At 55.5% G+C, this 16,058-nt stretch carries 14 protein-coding genes; 2 read left to right on the top strand and 12 right to left on the bottom strand.

Annotation, left to right across the window (positions count from 1 at the left end):
* Positions 1-255 precede the first annotated feature (255 nt).
* Positions 256-846 (top strand): GNAT family N-acetyltransferase, encoded by a 591-nt coding sequence (locus JUE30_RS01315; protein WP_203623283.1) that lies wholly within the window; start codon positions 256-258, stop codon positions 844-846.
* On the top strand, positions 843-1,475 hold the full coding sequence (gene plsY / locus JUE30_RS01310; protein ID WP_203623282.1) for a glycerol-3-phosphate 1-O-acyltransferase PlsY: 633 nt from the start codon (positions 843-845) through the stop codon (positions 1,473-1,475). The genes JUE30_RS01315 and plsY overlap by 4 nt, the downstream gene beginning before the upstream one ends.
* A gap of 137 nt (positions 1,476-1,612) precedes the next feature.
* On the opposite strand, the gene JUE30_RS01305 is transcribed toward plsY, so the two are convergent.
* The 12 genes from JUE30_RS01305 to JUE30_RS01250 form a co-directional block, all read right to left on the bottom strand.
* Positions 1,613-2,920, bottom strand: coding sequence for a D-serine ammonia-lyase (locus JUE30_RS01305; protein WP_203623281.1), 1,308 nt, complete (start codon positions 2,918-2,920; stop codon positions 1,613-1,615).
* 202 nt (positions 2,921-3,122) lie between these two features.
* Positions 3,123-4,001 (bottom strand): aldose 1-epimerase family protein, encoded by an 879-nt coding sequence (locus JUE30_RS01300; RefSeq protein WP_203623280.1) that lies wholly within the window; start codon positions 3,999-4,001, stop codon positions 3,123-3,125.
* 141 nt (positions 4,002-4,142) lie between these two features.
* The gene (hslU, locus tag JUE30_RS01295; RefSeq protein ID WP_203623279.1) at positions 4,143-5,552 is read right to left on the bottom strand and encodes an ATP-dependent protease ATPase subunit HslU; all 1,410 of its coding nucleotides are present in this window, start codon (positions 5,550-5,552) and stop codon (positions 4,143-4,145) included.
* 11 nt (positions 5,553-5,563) lie between these two features.
* Positions 5,564-6,085 carry an ATP-dependent protease subunit HslV gene (gene hslV, locus JUE30_RS01290; RefSeq protein WP_125754462.1) on the bottom strand — a complete coding sequence of 174 codons (522 nt, stop codon included), beginning with the start codon at positions 6,083-6,085 and terminating at the stop codon, positions 5,564-5,566.
* 119 nt (positions 6,086-6,204) lie between these two features.
* On the bottom strand, positions 6,205-7,098 hold the full coding sequence (gene xerC / locus JUE30_RS01285) for a tyrosine recombinase XerC (protein WP_203623278.1): 894 nt from the start codon (positions 7,096-7,098) through the stop codon (positions 6,205-6,207).
* A gap of 66 nt (positions 7,099-7,164) precedes the next feature.
* The gene (gene trmFO, locus JUE30_RS01280) at positions 7,165-8,469 is read right to left on the bottom strand and encodes a methylenetetrahydrofolate--tRNA-(uracil(54)-C(5))-methyltransferase (FADH(2)-oxidizing) TrmFO (protein ID WP_203623277.1); all 1,305 of its coding nucleotides are present in this window, start codon (positions 8,467-8,469) and stop codon (positions 7,165-7,167) included.
* Positions 8,470-8,550: 81 nt separating this feature from the next.
* Positions 8,551-10,635: a type I DNA topoisomerase gene (gene topA, locus JUE30_RS01275; protein WP_203623276.1), complete on the bottom strand. Its 2,085-nt coding sequence runs from the start codon at positions 10,633-10,635 to the stop codon at positions 8,551-8,553.
* A 168-nt stretch (positions 10,636-10,803) separates the two neighbouring features.
* A complete protein-coding gene (gene dprA / locus JUE30_RS01270; protein WP_203623275.1) occupies positions 10,804-11,658 on the bottom strand; it encodes a DNA-processing protein DprA in 855 nt (284 codons plus the stop codon).
* A 55-nt stretch (positions 11,659-11,713) separates the two neighbouring features.
* Positions 11,714-12,469 carry a ribonuclease HII gene (locus JUE30_RS01265; protein WP_203623274.1) on the bottom strand — a complete coding sequence of 252 codons (756 nt, stop codon included), beginning with the start codon at positions 12,467-12,469 and terminating at the stop codon, positions 11,714-11,716.
* The gene (gene ylqF / locus JUE30_RS01260) at positions 12,453-13,313 is read right to left on the bottom strand and encodes a ribosome biogenesis GTPase YlqF (RefSeq protein WP_203623273.1); all 861 of its coding nucleotides are present in this window, start codon (positions 13,311-13,313) and stop codon (positions 12,453-12,455) included. The genes JUE30_RS01265 and ylqF overlap by 17 nt, the downstream gene beginning before the upstream one ends.
* Before the next feature lie 127 nt (positions 13,314-13,440).
* Positions 13,441-15,297 carry an AAA family ATPase gene (locus JUE30_RS01255; protein ID WP_203623272.1) on the bottom strand — a complete coding sequence of 619 codons (1,857 nt, stop codon included), beginning with the start codon at positions 15,295-15,297 and terminating at the stop codon, positions 13,441-13,443.
* Between the two features lie 281 nt (positions 15,298-15,578).
* Complete coding sequence (locus tag JUE30_RS01250) at positions 15,579-15,914, bottom strand: type ISP restriction/modification enzyme (protein ID WP_308439832.1); 336 nt, start codon at positions 15,912-15,914, stop codon at positions 15,579-15,581.
* Positions 15,915-16,058: the final 144 nt, after the last annotated feature.

Raw genomic sequence — 16,058 nt, 5'->3', positions numbered from 1 at the left:
ACCAGACGCGGCCTCATATGAAAGCTATTTTTCCAAGGTGCTAAGCCGCGCGGCCTAAGCAAGCCGGCTAGCCTGCCTGGCGCAACGCCGCGGCCGGGCCCTGCTTTTCGGCCAGTGATTGATTTCGCGAAAACTCGCTGCTGATCTGCAAGCAGCGAATACTTGTTCGGATAACCTATTTTACGCAAGATTCGCCTTGGCGTCAAAAAATGGTAAACTGAAAACACTGATATTGCATCATCAAAGGTGGTTTCCATGCCAGATTTTCTCACCAAACCGACCCTCACTCAGGGGCCGGTGACACTGCGGGCGTTTCGCGCCGCAGACATTCCGCGAATGCTTGACATCTTGGCGCTGCCGCAGGTAAACCTGTACACCGGTGCGCTGACCAAAACCCCGAGTGCAGCGGACCGCTTTCTGGCGGATCAAAAGGAAACGGCCAAGATTATTAACTGGTACCAAACGCGTAATCAGCAACCGGACCGACTGGACCTGGCGATCGAAGCCAGTGGGCAACTGGTCGGCGAGGTCGTCTTGAACGAGTATGACGCCGCGCACAACACCTGCAACCTGCGCGTCCTCATCGCCGACGATGCGACAAGCCACGGCATCGGCACCATCGCGCTGAAGCTGATGGCGGCTCACGCCTTCACCTACCTGCACTTGGCCGCGCTCACCCTCGACGTGTTCGACTTCAACCCGCGGGCCCAGCACGTCTACCGCAAAGTTGGCTTCAGGCAAACGGGGGCCATCGGAAACGACCTCACGCTCGACGGCCGGCCGCACACGACCTTCACCATGCGGTTGACGGCTAAATCATTTGCTAAGAAAGGACCTCAGTCATGATTCTCGCCTTATGCTTCATCCTGGCCTACCTGATTGGCTCCATCCCCAGCGGGGTGTGGGTCGGCCGCGCCTTTTTCCACCAGGACATCCGCACCGCTGGCTCCCACAACATCGGGACAACGAACGCTTACCGCGTCCTCGGGCCGGTCGGCGGCACCATCGTCCTGGTGATGGACATTCTCAAAGGCACGCTGGGCGCCAGCCTGCCGATGTTGTTCGGTCTGCACCCCCACTGGCTGGTACTGCTGGTCGGGCTGGCCGCCGTGTTCGGCCACACCTGCTCGATTTTCATCGGCTTTAAGGGTGGCAAGGCGGTCGCCACGTCTGCCGGCATCGCGCTGGCCTACAACCCGCCGTTTTTTCTGTTCTGCTGCGCGGTGTTCATCAGCTTGGTGCTGCTGTCCAGCATGGTGTCGGTGGCCTCAACGCTGGGGATGTTCCTGATCACCATTGCGACGCTGTTTATGCATGACTGGATCCTGACGGCGGTGGCCGCGCTGATCTGGGTGCTGATCATGATCCGCCACCGCGCCAACTTTGCCCGCATCAAAAACGGCACTGAAAACATGGTGCCGTTCGGGCTCGGCCAGTACCTGCGCAAGCGCAAGGCTGAAACCAAAGCCAAATAGAACGCAAAACGCCAAGGCCTGATCGCCTTGGCGTTATTTTGTCTGACCGTTAAAGAGAATCTGGGATACGCAAACGCCCCACGATTCGCTGCACGCGTGGCGCCTCTTTGTGTCTTCAACACCGATCTCGCACTGAATTACCTGCTTTGCTGGAGCAGGGCTTCACCGATTTTGTAGTTGCGTGCATGTTCGGTTTCGGGCACGAGCATGCCGCCGGTGGCCCAGACAATGTGAGTCGCGTTTGGCATGTTGAAGTGCTTGCTGAGGTACTGCTGGCTGGCCGCCAGCGCGGCAAAGCCGGCGGTGGCAGAAGGCTCCAGCTTGATGTCTTCGGTATCCATCATCTCCGCGGTGTACGCCATCACCTGATCATCGTCAAACGTCGCGATGCCCATGAGGAGTGTCTTCATCGCGCGGCCGGCAAGCCGCGAGGGTCGGCCAACTGCGAGCCCGTCAGCTTCAGTCAGCCCGTCAAGGCCGATGTCGTAGACGGAGATGCCTTCGTTCAGACCGGTCGCCATGCCCAGCACCACCGATGGCACGTGGGTCGGCTCGGCAAAAATTGCGTGAACGTTCTGGCCCAAGATTTGCTTGAGGCCAAAGGTCGTGCCGCTCGGAGAGCCGCCGACCCCGGCTGGCAGGTAAACAAACAGCGGGTGATTATCATCCACCAAAATGTGTTGATCCCGCAGCTGCTTTTGCAGGCGAATGGCCGCCACCCCGTAACCCAAGAACAGGTCCTTGCTGCCTTCATCATCGATGAAGAAAACAGAAGGATCCTTGGCCGCAAGCGCGCGGCCGGTGGTGATGGCGGTCGTGAAATTGCCATCGTATTCGACCACGTTGACGCCAACCGACCGCAGCGTGTCCTTCTTCCATTGCTTGGCGTCGCTGGACATGTGCACAGTGGTGTTGAAGCCAAGCTTTGCGGCCACGATGCCGATGGACAGGCCCAAGTTTCCAGTTGAACCAACGGCGATCCCGTAGTGGCTGAACAAGTCCTTGAATTCAGGCGCGTTCAGCTTGGCATAATTGTCGCCGTAAACCAGCATCTTGTGGTCGATGGCCACTTCTTCGGCAATCTTGAGCACCTCGTAAATGCCGCCGCGCGACTTGATGGAGCCGCTAATGGGCAGCTCGTTGTCAGCCTTCAGATACAAGTCGCCGGGCAAAGCGTAGCCTTCACGCTTGGTCACGTCGGCTTGCATCGCCTCCAACCGGCGCAATGGGGATTCAAGGATGCCGCCGGTTTTGGCCGTTTCCGGAAAGGCCACTGCCATGTATGGGGCAAACCGGTCCAAACGCGCCGAGGCGTCGAATAAATCGGCGCGGGTCAGGCCCAAGTCGGCGGCCTTGCCGTAATCCGGATTGATCCACAGGGTTCTCTTTTCCGCGGCTAAATCCTTAACCACCGGGTACTTTGTCTCTAATGCTGCAACATCCATGCGCTTTCCTCCGTATCGGTTTCCCCCACCACGACCGCTGATCGGTACCAGAACCAGTCAGCTGGCCGAAAAAAAACAAGCGATGGTCGCGACTGCGCGACCACCACTTGTCTGGCGGGGAACTCTATTATTGTGTATTTGGCGTCTCTCTAAATTGATCTTCGTTTATGATAAATCAAATCATGCGTCGAGACCACAGTTTTTAGAAAATCTCGATCAGGTAGCTGTGATCAAAGGTCGTGATTGGATCCAGCTTGTTGATGCCGAGCTTCTTGGTGAAGTCGCCAGTTGCGTCAATCGTGTCGGCAATCCCCCACCATGGCTCCAGGCAGACAAAGTTGCCAGTCTTCGGGTACGGGCTCCAGACGCCCAGGTACGGCGCGTCGGCGACCGTCAGGATCACGCCATGGCGCGTCTTATCCGACCGCAGCGAAAATGCCGAGCGGCCGTTCAGTTCGTAGATCACCGCATCATTTTTGAAGAAGTCGTGGCTCAACTGCAGGTTCGCGTCGGTCGAGGCCAGTGTGCGGTGGGCATAATCGATGCCCTCGCCGGCCACCAGCGGGATTCGCACGCGCGACTTCAGCGGCTGAAAGCCCAGGTAGTAGTCCTCGAACTTGGTGTCGTCGGTCAGCGGGATCTGGAAGCCAGGGTGCCCGCCAATGCTGAAGTACAGCGGCGCGGTCTCGTCCGGGTTTTCCACGTGGTACGTCACGGTCAGGCCGTTATTTTCCAGCAGAAAAGTCAGCTTGAGGACAAACTTGAACGGGTACATTTTGTGCGTTTCCGCGTCGTCGGTCAGCGTGAAGACCGCCGCGGTCTTGGACTGCTGCTCGACTGAGAAGTCACGGTCGCGGGCAAAGCCGTGCTGGGTCATGTGGTACGTCTGACCGTTGTATTGGTACTCATCGTTCTTCAGCGCGCCGACAATGGGAAACAGCACCGGGGCGTGCCGCTTCCAGATGCTGGGGTCGGCCTGCCAGATGTATTCCCGGTCGGTGTGGTTGTTGATGATGCTGGTCACTTCGGCGCCGTGCGGGTCGATCGTGACGGTTAGAAAATCATTGGTCAGCGTTACCATTTAACTCAGTCCTTTGATAAATATTTATCAGCCATAAAAGTCAACGTGTCTTATTTAACCATGAGAACGCTTCACTTTCAAGCTGGAAGTGCCGCGTAAAAAAATGACGCGCCGCCTGGCCCGTCATTTTTTGGTCGCCGGTTACAGAATGTACCGCGTCATGTTCTTATCGGCCGCAATGTCGCCGACCTTATCGTTGACGTACTTTTCGGTAATCGTGATGTCGCCCATTTGCATGTCCGGCCCTTCGTACAGGATGTCCTCGAGCAGCTTTTCGAGGATCGTCGCCAGGCGCCGCGCGCCGATGTTGTCGGTGTCGCGGTTAACGTCAATGGCAATCTCCGCGATGCGCTCGATGGCCTCCTTGGTGAAGGTGACCTTGACGCCGTCGGTTTTGATCAGCGCCATGTACTGCTTGACCAGCGCGTTGTCCGGCTCGGTCAGGATGCGGACAAAGTCTTCCTTCGTCAGGTCCTTGAGCTCGACGCGAATCGGGAAGCGGCCTTGCAGCTCGGCAATCAAGTCGGACGGCTTGGCGGTGGCGAACGCGCCGGAGCCAATGAACAGCACGTGCTCGGTGTTCAGCGGGCCGTACTTGGTGTTGACCACGGAGCCTTCAACAATCGGCAAAATGTCGCGCTGCACGCCTTCGCGGGAAACTTCCCCGGAGGTGTTCTTGTTGCCCGCGGCGATTTTGTCGATTTCGTCAATGAAAATGATTCCGTTGTCCTGGGCCGACTTGATCGCGTTGTGGTAAATGTCGGCATGGTTGACCAGCTTGGCCGATTCCTCGCGGATGAAGACCTCGCGCGCCTCGCGCACAGTCATGGTGCGCTGGACTTTGCGCTTGGGCATCATCTGGCCCATCATGTCGGACAGGTCGATGCCCATCGCGCCCATGGCGTCATTGCCGCCTGCCGGCTTTTTCTCGTCCTCGACCGAAACCGTGAGCTCCTTGTCCTCAAGCAGGCCTTTTTCCAGCTGGTCGGCAACACTCAAGCGCTGATTACGGATCTCGTCGTTGAGCTCGCCGTCTTCTTCCTTGGGCTGCTGCGGCATGCCTTCGCCGTTTTGCATGCTTTGCATCATGGTCATCAGCTCGGCCATCGGGTTTTGGTTCTTCTTTTCCTTCTTGATAGCCGGCACCAGCAGGCGCACCAGGCGCTTGTTGGCCTCGCGGGTCGCACGGCCGCGGACATCCCCGTAGGCCTTATCCTCTTCCATCTTGACGGCGGTGTCCGCCAGGTCGCGGACCATGGACTCCACGTCGCGGCCGACATAGCCGACCTCGGTGAACTTGGTCGCTTCGACCTTCACGAACGGGGCGTTGACGACCTTGGCCAGCCGGCGGGCAATTTCAGTTTTGCCGACCCCGGTGGGCCCGATCATCAGCAGGTTCTTCGGGGTGATGTCCTGCTGCATTTTCTCCGGCAGCTGCATGCGCCGGTAGCGGTTGTACAGCGCAACGGCGACGGCGCGCTTGGCCTCGTCCTGGCCGATGACGTACTTGTCCAGCGCCGCGACAATCTCTTTTGGTGTTTTAACTGACATAAGCGGCCTCCTTAAAAGCTTTCGACCTTAATGTTCTGGTTGGTGAAAATGTCGATGTTCGAAGCAATCTCAATGGCCTCCTTGGCGATGTCCTCGGCACTCATGTCGGTGTGCCGGATCATCGCCATCGCCGCTGCCTGGGCGTAATTGCCGCCCGAACCGATGGCGATCACATCCGCGTCTGGTTCGATAACCTCGCCCTGACCGGAAATCAGCAGCAGGTCGTCCTTGTCCAGCGCGATCAGCTCGGCCTGCAGCTTTTGCAGCGTCGGGTCCTTACGCCAGTCCTGCGCCAGCGCCACGGCGGAGCGCCGCAGGTTGCCGGCGTGGCTTTCCAGCTTCTTTTCCAGCCAGTCTTCCAGCGTGATGGCGTCGGCCACGCCGCCGGCAAAACCGATGACGACCTGGTCATTGTAGATGCGGCGGATCTTCTGGGCGTTGCCCTTCATGATCACTTTCTCGCCCAGGGTGACTTGGCCATCCCCGGCGATCGCGGTGTGCCCATTTTTTCTAACGGCTGCAATTGTTGTCATTGTTTAGTCTCCTATCTCAGTCAAATGACGTTCTGTCATAATGGTACTTAGTTTACCGGTCTGCCTACCGCGAAACATCAGCCCTTCGACCGATTTTAGCACTGTCTAGGTGAGAGTGCTTAATTGTGCCGCGGGTAAAACTTCATGTAATCCTGCTTCAGGTGGTCAGTGGTCATGTGGGTGTAGATCTGCGTCGTCGACAGGCTCGCGTGGCCCAGCAGCTCCTGCACTGTGCGCAGGTCCGCGCCGTGGTTCAGCATGTGGGTGGCAAAACTATGCCGCAGCATGTGGGGATGAATGTCGGCGGTCAGGCTGGTCTGCTTGATCAGCTGGTCGAGGATGTACTCGATGCCCCGCGAGGTGATGGGCTTGCCGCGCTGGTTGACGAACACCACATTGGAGGGGTCAGCTTTTTTCATCAGCTGAACGCGGCCGTTCTTGAGGTAGCGCTGCAGCGCCCGCTTGGCGTAATTGCCAAACGGCACGTAGCGGTCCTTGTTGCCCTTGCCATGGATCAGCATGACTTCCAGGTCAAAATCGATTTGCGGCAGCGTCAGGTTCGCGCACTCGGACACTCGAATGCCGGTGCCATACAGTACCTCCAGCAGCGCGTCGTTGCGCTGGTCCAGCGGCTTGTCGCCAGCGGTCGTGGTGAAGAGTTCTTGAATCTCCTGCTCGTAGAAAAAACTCGGCAGGTGGTTGTGCGACTTCTTGGTTTCGACCAGCTCAAACGGGTTGACCGTGGCCTTGCCGACGCGGATCAGGTAGCGGTAGAAGCTGCGCATGCTGCTCATTTTCCGCGCCACTGAACTGCGGGCGAGCTTGCGGTCGGCCAGGTCGGAGAGATAGGTCTCGACGTCCAGCCGGTCGACTTTTTCAAACGTCGAAAAATGCCCGCTGGCCTTCAGGCACTGGGTGAAGTCATCCAGGTCCTCGCGGTAGGCGCGCTGCGTGTCCTCGGTGTAATGGCGCTCCACTTTGAGATATTCCATAAACTCCTCGACTTCGTCCATGCGCTCACCTCCTGTCTTCTAGTTTAACGCAAACAGGACCGCCGCTACCGGCGATCCTGTAAACGGTTAGGCTTGCTGAAGCTGACGCTGCTCAAGCGCTGCCAGCGCCCGGTCCGCGTAAGCCTGATTGCGTTCGAGTTTGTTCTTAATCGGCTGGTCGAGACTTTCCATGATCCCGAAGTTCGCGTTCATCGGCTGGAAGTGGCGTGGGCTGGTGTGCGTGATGTAATGCGCCATTGCGCCCATTTCCGTATCCGTGGAAAAGGTCTCGGTGGCTTCGCCCAACGCGAGGTGCGCGGCGTTAATGCCGGCAATCAGGCCGCTGGCCGCCGACTCCACGTAGCCTTCCACCCCGGTCATCTGGCCGGCAAAAAACAGGCCGGGCCGCTTGGTGCTTTCGTAGGTATCCTTGAGCACGACCGGCGAGTTCATGTAGGTGTTGCGGTGCATGACGCCGTAGCGAACGAACTCGGCGTGCTCCAGCCCTGGAATCATGCGGAAGACGCGCTTTTGCTCGCCCCACTTCAGGTGCGTCTGGAAGCCGACCATGTTGTAGAGGCTGGCGGCCGCGTTGTCCTGGCGCAGCTGCACCACGGCATACGGCGCTTTGCCCGTGCGCGGATCCAGCAGGCCAACCGGCTTGAGCGGGCCGAACAGCAAGGTCCGGCGGCCGCGCTCAGCCATCACTTCGACCGGCATGCAGCCCTCAAAGACGGTGAGATTCTCGAACTCGTGGCCTTCTGCGACCTGCGCATGCAGCAAGGCGTCTTGGAAGGCGTAGTACTCGTCGCGGTTCATCGGGCAGTTGTAGTAGGCGGCTTCGCCGGTGTCGTAGCGGGACTGCTTGAAGGCGATGTCCGTGTCGATGGAGCTGGCGTCGACGATTGGCGCGGCGGCATCGAAAAAGTGCAACCCGTCCTCACCGTTCAGCGCGACGATCTGCTTGGCCAGCCCCTCGGCGGTCAGCGGACCGGTCGCGACGACCGTGATACCCTCGGGAAAATCATCGACCACCTCGTTGACCACGTGGATGTGCGGGTTGGCTTTCAGGGCGGCGGTCACGCCGGCGGAAAACGGTTCGCGGTCCACGGCCAAGGCGCCGCCGGCCGGGACCGCGTTCGCATCAGCGTTTTGCATGATCACCGAGTTCAGGCGCCGCATTTCCTCTTTGAGCAGGCCCACCGCGTTGGTGATCGCGTTGGCACGCAGCGAGTTGGTGCAGACCAGCTCGGCAAACGCGCTAGTATGGTGCGCCGGGGTCATTTCGACCGGACGCATTTCGTACAAGTTCACGTCGACGCCACGTTGGGCGATCTGCCACGCGGCTTCACTGCCGGCCAGGCCGGCGCCGATCACATTCACAGTGGGCATAAGCATCCTCTTTTCTTTTTCTAAAAAACGCCGCAGGGCAGCCCCCGCGGCGTTAATGTGCCAAAGCCTAGCGCCGCGCGCTTAGGCCTTCACAGTTTCTTCTTTGTAATCATTGTTCGGGCAAACCACTTGGACCTTGCCCCGGCTGCGCTTTTCAACCAGGAAGTGACCACACTTCGGGCAGTTGCGGCCGACTGGCTTATCCCAGGACACGAAGTCGCAGTCCGGGTAGCGCGAGCAGCCGTAGAACGTCCGGTTGCGCTTGGACTTGCGCTCGACGACCTGACCCTTGCCGCACTTCGGGCAAATCACGCCGATTTCCTTAGTGATGGCCTTGGTGTTGCGGCAGTTCGGGAAGCGCGAGCAGGCGTAGAACTTGCCATAGCGGCCGAGCTTGATAACCATTGGCGCGCCGCAGACATCGCAGTTAAAGCCGGCTGGTTCATCTTTGATCTGAATCTTCTCAATGCCTTTTTCGGCGGTCGCGACTTCCTGTTTGAACGGCTGGTAGAAGTCGTCGATGACCTTGACCCAGTGCGTCTTGCCGGTTTCGATCGAGTCGAGCTCGGCTTCGACGGTCGCCGTGAACTTGATGTCCACAATGTCCGGGAAAAATTCGACGATCAGATTGTTGACGATCTCGCCCAGCTCGGTGGGTTCAAACCGCTTCGCTGTCATTTTGACGTAGTAGCGCTTCTCGATCGTCGCGATGGTCGGCGCGTACGTCGACGGCCGGCCAACGCCGTTTTCTTCCAGCGCCTTGACCAGGTTGGCTTCGGAATAACGGGCCGGCGGCTGGGTGAAGTGCTGTGCCGGGTCGGTTTTGACCAGCATGGCATCGTCGCCCACCTTGAGGTCCGGCAAAATGTTGTCCTTGGCGGCCTCGTCGCGGCTGGAGACATACAGCTTCGTGAACCCGGCAAACTTGGTTTGGCTCCCGTTGGCGCGGAAGGTGGCCTCGTTTTGCTGCAGGGTGACCTGCACCGTATCCACCACGGACGGCGTCATTTCGCTGGCGACAAACCGGCTCCAAATCAGCCGGTACAGCTTCATCTGGTCCTTGTCTAGAACCTTGGCGAGGCTTTCCGGCGTACGGTAAGTGGACGACGGGCGAATGGCTTCATGGGCGTCCTGGGCGCCTTCCTGCATCTTGCCCTGGCGAATCTTGACGGCGGCGTACGGTTCCCCATATTTTTCATGGATGAACTTGGACGTTTCCGTCTTGGCGACGCTGGAGACCCGGGTCGAATCGGTACGCATGTACGTGATCAGGCCGACTGTGCCCTGCTTGCCGCCGAGGTTGATGCCTTCGTACAGCTGCTGGGCCAGCATCATCGTTTTGCGGGTCGGGAAGCCGAGCTTCCGGTTGGCTTCCTGCTGCATGGAACTGGTGGTGAATGGCGGCGCCGGGAACCGCTTGCGCTCTTTCTTCACCACATTGGTGATGGCAAACGGCTTCTTTTTGTCGATGCCGCGCAGGACGTCCTGCACCTTGTCGTTGTTCGGCAGCGGTGTCTTCTTTCCGTTCAGCCCGTAAAAGCTGGCGGCAAACTTGGCGCTTTTGCCCTTCTTGAACTCGGCGTCCAGGCTCCAGTACTCTTCCGGCTTGAAGTTGCGGATCTCGTTTTCGCGATCGATGATCAGCTTCAAGGCAACGGACTGCACACGGCCGGCACTCAGGCCTTTTTTGACCTTCGACCACAGCAACGGGCTGATGGAATAGCCCACGATGCGGTCGAGAATACGGCGGGCCTGCTGGGCGTCGACGAGGTTCATGTCGATCGACCGCGGGCTCTTGAACGCGTTTTTAACGGTATCCTTGGTGATTTCGTTGAAGACGACCCGGTTTTTGTCCTTCGGGTCGAGGTTCAAGATGTGGCTGACGTGCCACGCAATGGCTTCCCCTTCACGGTCCGGATCGGCTGCGAGGTAGATGTGCTCCGCCTTGCTTGCGGCCTTCTTCAGGTCCTTGATGACGTCGCCTTTACCGCGGATAGAAATGTACTTGGGTGCATAATTATTGTCAAAATCGATCCCCATCTGGCTTTTCGGCAGGTCGCGAATGTGACCCAGACTGGCCACGACCTTGTAATTGCGGCCTAGGTACTTCTCGATGGTTTTTGCTTTCGCTGGCGATTCCACAATGACCAAATTCTTGGCGGTCATGTGCGCCCCCCTTTCGTTGAGCAGTTGCCCAAAATCCTTGGCTATCATATTCGAGCCGGAGCGGCTTTGTCAAATGGAACTGGCAGAGCCCGGGCCGCTGCAACTACGCAAAAGGGCTACTGGTCGCCCACTAGCCCACTGCGAGTTTCTTCTATATATATTGCTCGTTCACGGAAAAAAGTGCAACTCATCCGCAATATCCCGGCCGGTCGTGACCAATTTGGCGCCGGCCTGGATCAGCATGTTGGACCCTTCTCCGATTGGCGCGTCGATGCGGTTCGGCAGCGCAAACACTTCACGATTGTTCTGCAGGGCATAGTTCGCCGTGATCAGGCTGCCACTGTGTGCCGCGGCCTCGGTCACCAGCACGCCATGCGCCAGCCCGGCGATGATGCGGTTACGGGCGACGAAATGGAACTTTTGCGGCCGGGTGCCTGGCGGATACTCGCTAAGCACCAGGCCGTTCTCGGCGATGACCTGCTGCAGCGGGCGGTGCGCCGGCGGGTACGCGACATCCAAACCTGTCGCAATCACGGCCACCGTGGGCCAACCCTTGCTAAGCGCAAAACGGTGCGCCATGCCATCGGCGCCGGCGGCCAGCCCACTGAGAATTACCAGCGGCGGCAGCGTCTCGCCCAACCGGCGCAGTGCCGTTTCGGTGTAGCTGGTCGCCCGACGCGCCCCGACCACCGCCAGCGTCATGTTGTCGATCAGGTCGATCCGACCGCGGTAAAACAGCACCAGCGGCGGCTGGTTGCTTTCCGCTAAGCGCTCCGGGTAAGTCGGGTCAAAGCGCGTGACAAACAGGCCGGTGCGGTAGTACTGCCGCACCGTGGTCAGCCAGGCCGCATCTTGGGCGAACGGCCGCAGCGCTTTTAATGGGGCCGAGTCGCGCAGCGCAGACACTGGCGCTTCGGCCGTCAGCCCGCGGCGCGTGATCTCCTCCCAAAGACGTTGTTCGGTTGGCCAGCTTTTCGTGTACATGGCCCAGTGCCACACCAGCATCAATTCTCGCAGCTTCATTCGCACTCCCGCCTTTCAGGAGTAGATTACGAAAAAAGCCTGCGGAATCCGCAGACTAGCGAGAAGCAGCTTCGCGCACCGGACTGAAGCTCATGCGGTGAATTTCCGTCACGCCGTAGCGGTTCAGCCCTTCCAGGTGCTTTTTGGTGCCGTAGCCCATGTTGTCCTTAAAATCGTAGCCTGGGTAGATGCCGTCGTACATCACCATCAGGCGGTCCCGCACCACCTTGGCAACAATGCTGGCCGCGCCAATGGAAATGCTATTGGCATCCCCGTGGATCAGCTTGCGCTGGGGCACAGCGCTGGGGACATGCATCGCGTCGACCAACAGAAAGTCCGGCGCCACGCGCAGATGTGCTACCGCGTCGCCCATCGCCAGCTCCGTGGCATGGTAAATGTTCTCGCGGTCGATCATGTGGTTGTCGGCGACGCCAATGCTGACGGCCAGCGCCTGGCTGACAATCAGCGGGTACAGGTGCTCGCGCTCGTGACGGGTCAGCTGCTTGGAATCGTTCACTGGCAACTGACAGTCGTGACGCAAGATGACGGCACAGGTGACCACCGGCCCAGCCAGCGGACCACGCCCGACCTCGTCGATCCCCGCAATGTGCGGAAATTTCGGCCACAGCTCATGCTCGTAGCGTGAGCGGTATTGCAGGTCCAGCGCCTCAGCCTCGGCCTCAGATTGACGGCGCTGGTACCAGTCCAGCAGGTTCTGGGCCCCGAGGCGGGGGTCGGCCGCCAGCGTCTCCAGCAGCTCGTTGGTTGGATGCGCAATCAGCTGCTTTTTCAACTCACTCAGCGTGGCCATCGAGATCACCTGGCACTTCCAGTGTGAACGGCCCGAACTTGCCTTGCCGCGCGTCGAAAATCACGCGCTCGGCGGCCCGGTTGTACTCCTCACCGTAGCCCCACTTCTGACTCAGCGCCACCATCAGATCGGCAGGCTTTTGCGCCATATCAGCGTCATTCAGCTCGTACGACTTGCGCAGCGCCTGTGGGTACGCCTGCTGGAAAAAGGTCAGCCCGTACAGGCCAACCGTGTCAGCTTGATAAACCGTGTCGGCAATTGCGCCGGTCAGCGCGAGCTTGTTGCCCACGGACTCGTCTTCAAACTTCGGCCAGAGAATCCCCGGCGTGTCGAGGACCTGGAATGTGTCATCAGCGGTAAGCCACTGTTGGTTCTTGGTCACACCAGGCCGATTGCCGGTGACGGCGATGTTCTTTTTGACCAGCCGGTTCAGCACCGTTGACTTGCCGACATTGGGGATGCCGATGCACATCGCGCGCAGCCCCGGATTGCGGATGCCCCGTGACTTCTGCTTCTCCAGCTTGGCCTTCATCATCTGCCGCGCCAGCTGAGGAATTTGGTTCAGCCGCCTGGCGTGCTGGGCATCGATGGCAATGGCCTCATAGCCTTGCTTCCGATAGTAGGCGAGCCACTCGGCCGTCTTCTGTGAATCCGCCAGGTCCTTCTTGTTCAGGACCATAATGCGCGGCTTTTGCCCGACGCTTTGATTCATCATCGGATTCCGGCTGGCCTCCGGGACACGTGCATCAACGACCTCAAGCACGAGATCGACCAGTTTTAATTTTTCTTGGACCTGATTGCGGGCCTTGGCCATGTGGCCGGGGAACCATTGGATTGGTGGCATTAATAAATAACTCCTTCTACTTCAATACGTAGTTTACATATTACTTATCCTTACTAACATGTGGGTAGTAAAGACGATGTTAGCTCTAAAATATTTGTAAGAATAAATGACATATCACATCGACTAATCATAGACTGACCAAATTTCTCAAATACCCTTTTAATTCGCTCGTTCTTTGAATTCTTCCAATGGCCAGACTCGCATAGTCTGGTTGCAAATAGCGATTCGAAAGTCCGCCAACAATTTCCCCTTTCAAACTGCACATCTTCAACAACAAGTCGTAATTTGGACTTTGTAGGGCGGTTTCAACTTCTTTTATGCAACCTTCAACAATAGTCTTAGCCTGAATTTTTTTTGGCAATTCATCAACCATATGAATTAACGAATCGGTCGTCTTATAGAGCTTAGAGTCTATGAATTGGCTACTCAGTTCTGAGTCAACCCGGCTCTTCGCCAATGTATAGATAACCCTTTCTTTTTCCTTGATTAACAATTGGCGGAACTCGGACTTAAAATTGCTAACAATTGAAGGAATATCTCGGTCATTGTGATTCAGTTGAAGAACTGAGCGCATCACTTTCTCATCAACCAATAACATTTCAATTTCGTTATAAGGTAAGACAGAAACTTCGTTAGATGACAATGAATTAATTTGATCTATATTCATGCCATCCCTATCAACAATTCCCACAGCGGAATTATCTACCCAGTTCGGCAAAGCATTAAAGGTTTTTGTATACTGAATGACCTTCTCATGGCCGCCTACAGGCTTTACGGTGTACTCATCGAGAAATATAGCAGAAAAAATTTGATAGTCGTAGCTGTTCTCAGTTCCTTCACAGAAAAGAATCTTCTTCCTGCTCCCAACTAGTTCAGTCAATAAATCCATTGGCAGATTATTCTTAAAATCCAGTAGACGTAGCTCAACCTTATCTGGTGGTGAAAATTGTTTGCACCAAAATATTGAAGCACCTCGTCTGGCCATAATGAATTCAGGATTATGGGAGGTGAAGATAAATTGACAGTCTTTCCGTACAGAAATCAAAATATCCCAGAGCTTATTGTAGATTGCAGCATTCAGAAACGTTTCAGGCTCGTCAACAACAACATAAGCATTATCCTTCGCCAATAAGACGTTTCCAATGTAAAAGAGGATGCATTTTTCGCCATCACTAAGTTTATTAAACGAATACTGTTGGTTATTCCGAATTGGATAGACTTGTCGATGCACTCCGTCTACACAAAAGGTCACGTCGGGAATCACCTTATTCCAAATCTTGGTTAAATTGTCCCATTTTGGTACGGATCGCTTAGATAGCTCAAAATTCCGTTCATCAGTTGAAAGCTGGACTACTTCATTAACTAACGCGGTAATCATTAATGTAAAAGGTTCAAAGAGCCGGGTAACTGCTTCGCTTTCCGACGAATTGTCAATCTTGTATGCATTATTAGATGGCCTCAGATTCGCCTTCCGATAACTATCTTCATCTGTATGGTCTCTCTTGTATATTTGCTCGGAGAAGTATAAATTTTTTTGAGCAGGTATGACTGTGAGATTAGGTAATGAAAGCTCTCCAAGATCATTCACAAAAGTAGATTTTCCGCTGCCATTTGCTCCAACGATAACTGCAGTGTTTTTTTGAACGGCAATTTTCGTAAAAAAGTTTAATTTTTCCGCGTCATTCCTTAAAGTCTCAGTTTGACGTTCAAGCTGGACAAAGTCAGAGATCTGCAAATCTTTATTCAAATTATCTAGATAATTTTTTAATAAGTCTAGAAAGTTGTTGGTAACTTTATGACCGTCTAGTGCATCTGAAAGGACGTCAATATTAGTGCCAATAGATTTTATCTTATCATTGACTTCATTTTTCGAAATTGATAGATTATCTAACTCGTGATTCCTCAGCTGGCTCTCCCAAAGGCGATCTGACAATTTTTGGAGCTGTTCCAAAGCTGAGTATATATTTTGAAATATTTCTTTCATTCTTCCCCCCTGCTTAAGTAGGCTTACTTGAAGATACACCAAACCAGGCATGCTAGAGTATTCTGGTCCACTCATTTGTTGCTCTAGATATTTACAAACATTAATATAGGCTCTCTATTATAGTTTGCTGGGTAAGAGCAACTTCCTGAGACGTCCGTAAACACGTATCCATTAATCTCAGACCACTCGTCCGATGCACATTGCCAATGATGTCACTCGTATTTTACCCATTAGTGGTGCTATTACTTCTTTAATAATGCACATTATCACAATATGGGAACTTAGTCTGCAACTTCAAACGTGGGCAACTGAGCAATAAGATCTAATGTGCTCAGCGATACTCTGATGACCTTTAGTAACAGCTTGAAAATATACTTCGGATCATCACTGTATTCGTTTGGATCGTCAGTAATCTGTGATGATTTATCAGTTTTAACCTGATATTGATCCAGAATCCAACCGATAGCTGAGCGTCCATTAACTACGTAGTCGTATGCATGTATGGGTATATTTTCGATGGTGATATCGCTATTGTAGTTGATAACGCTGTGATCAGAACGTGATTTAAAACGAATCTTCTTAACCTTATAACTTGGCTTGTTCGAATGAAAAACAATTTTGCATTCGCCCCAGTTTACAATTCAAGTGCAACACCTTAGCGACTAGACCAAAAAGGCCATGAAGACCTATTCTTGTTAGTGCAACCAGACAAGAAAGCAGGAATCTTCATGACCCACTCTCAGATTAACACTCACAAGCAC

The organism is Lacticaseibacillus sp. 866-1 (assembly GCF_016861825.1).
Lineage (GTDB): Bacteria > Bacillota > Bacilli > Lactobacillales > Lactobacillaceae > Lacticaseibacillus.
This window is presented reverse-complemented; position numbering and strand designations above follow the sequence as displayed.

Bases quoted from the DNA above. Each gene is read 5' to 3' on its own strand.
- plsY (WP_203623282.1), top strand. From the start codon at position 843: ATGATTCTCGCCTTATGCTTCATCCTGGCCTACCTGATTGGCTCCATC.
- ylqF (WP_203623273.1), bottom strand. From the start codon at position 13,313: ATGCCACCAATCCAATGGTTCCCCGGCCACATGGCCAAGGCCCGCAAT.
- topA (WP_203623276.1), bottom strand. From the start codon at position 10,635: ATGACCGCCAAGAATTTGGTCATTGTGGAATCGCCAGCGAAAGCAAAA.
- JUE30_RS01255 (WP_203623272.1), bottom strand. From the start codon at position 15,297: ATGAAAGAAATATTTCAAAATATATACTCAGCTTTGGAACAGCTCCAA.
- JUE30_RS01300 (WP_203623280.1), bottom strand. From the start codon at position 4,001: ATGGTAACGCTGACCAATGATTTTCTAACCGTCACGATCGACCCGCAC.
- JUE30_RS01265 (WP_203623274.1), bottom strand. From the start codon at position 12,469: ATGGCCACGCTGAGTGAGTTGAAAAAGCAGCTGATTGCGCATCCAACC.
- xerC (WP_203623278.1), bottom strand. From the start codon at position 7,098: ATGGACGAAGTCGAGGAGTTTATGGAATATCTCAAAGTGGAGCGCCAT.
- trmFO (WP_203623277.1), bottom strand. From the start codon at position 8,469: ATGCCCACTGTGAATGTGATCGGCGCCGGCCTGGCCGGCAGTGAAGCC.
- JUE30_RS01305 (WP_203623281.1), bottom strand. From the start codon at position 2,920: ATGGATGTTGCAGCATTAGAGACAAAGTACCCGGTGGTTAAGGATTTA.
- dprA (WP_203623275.1), bottom strand. From the start codon at position 11,658: ATGAAGCTGCGAGAATTGATGCTGGTGTGGCACTGGGCCATGTACACG.
- hslV (WP_125754462.1), bottom strand. From the start codon at position 6,085: ATGACAACAATTGCAGCCGTTAGAAAAAATGGGCACACCGCGATCGCC.
- JUE30_RS01315 (WP_203623283.1), top strand. From the start codon at position 256: ATGCCAGATTTTCTCACCAAACCGACCCTCACTCAGGGGCCGGTGACA.
- hslU (WP_203623279.1), bottom strand. From the start codon at position 5,552: ATGTCAGTTAAAACACCAAAAGAGATTGTCGCGGCGCTGGACAAGTAC.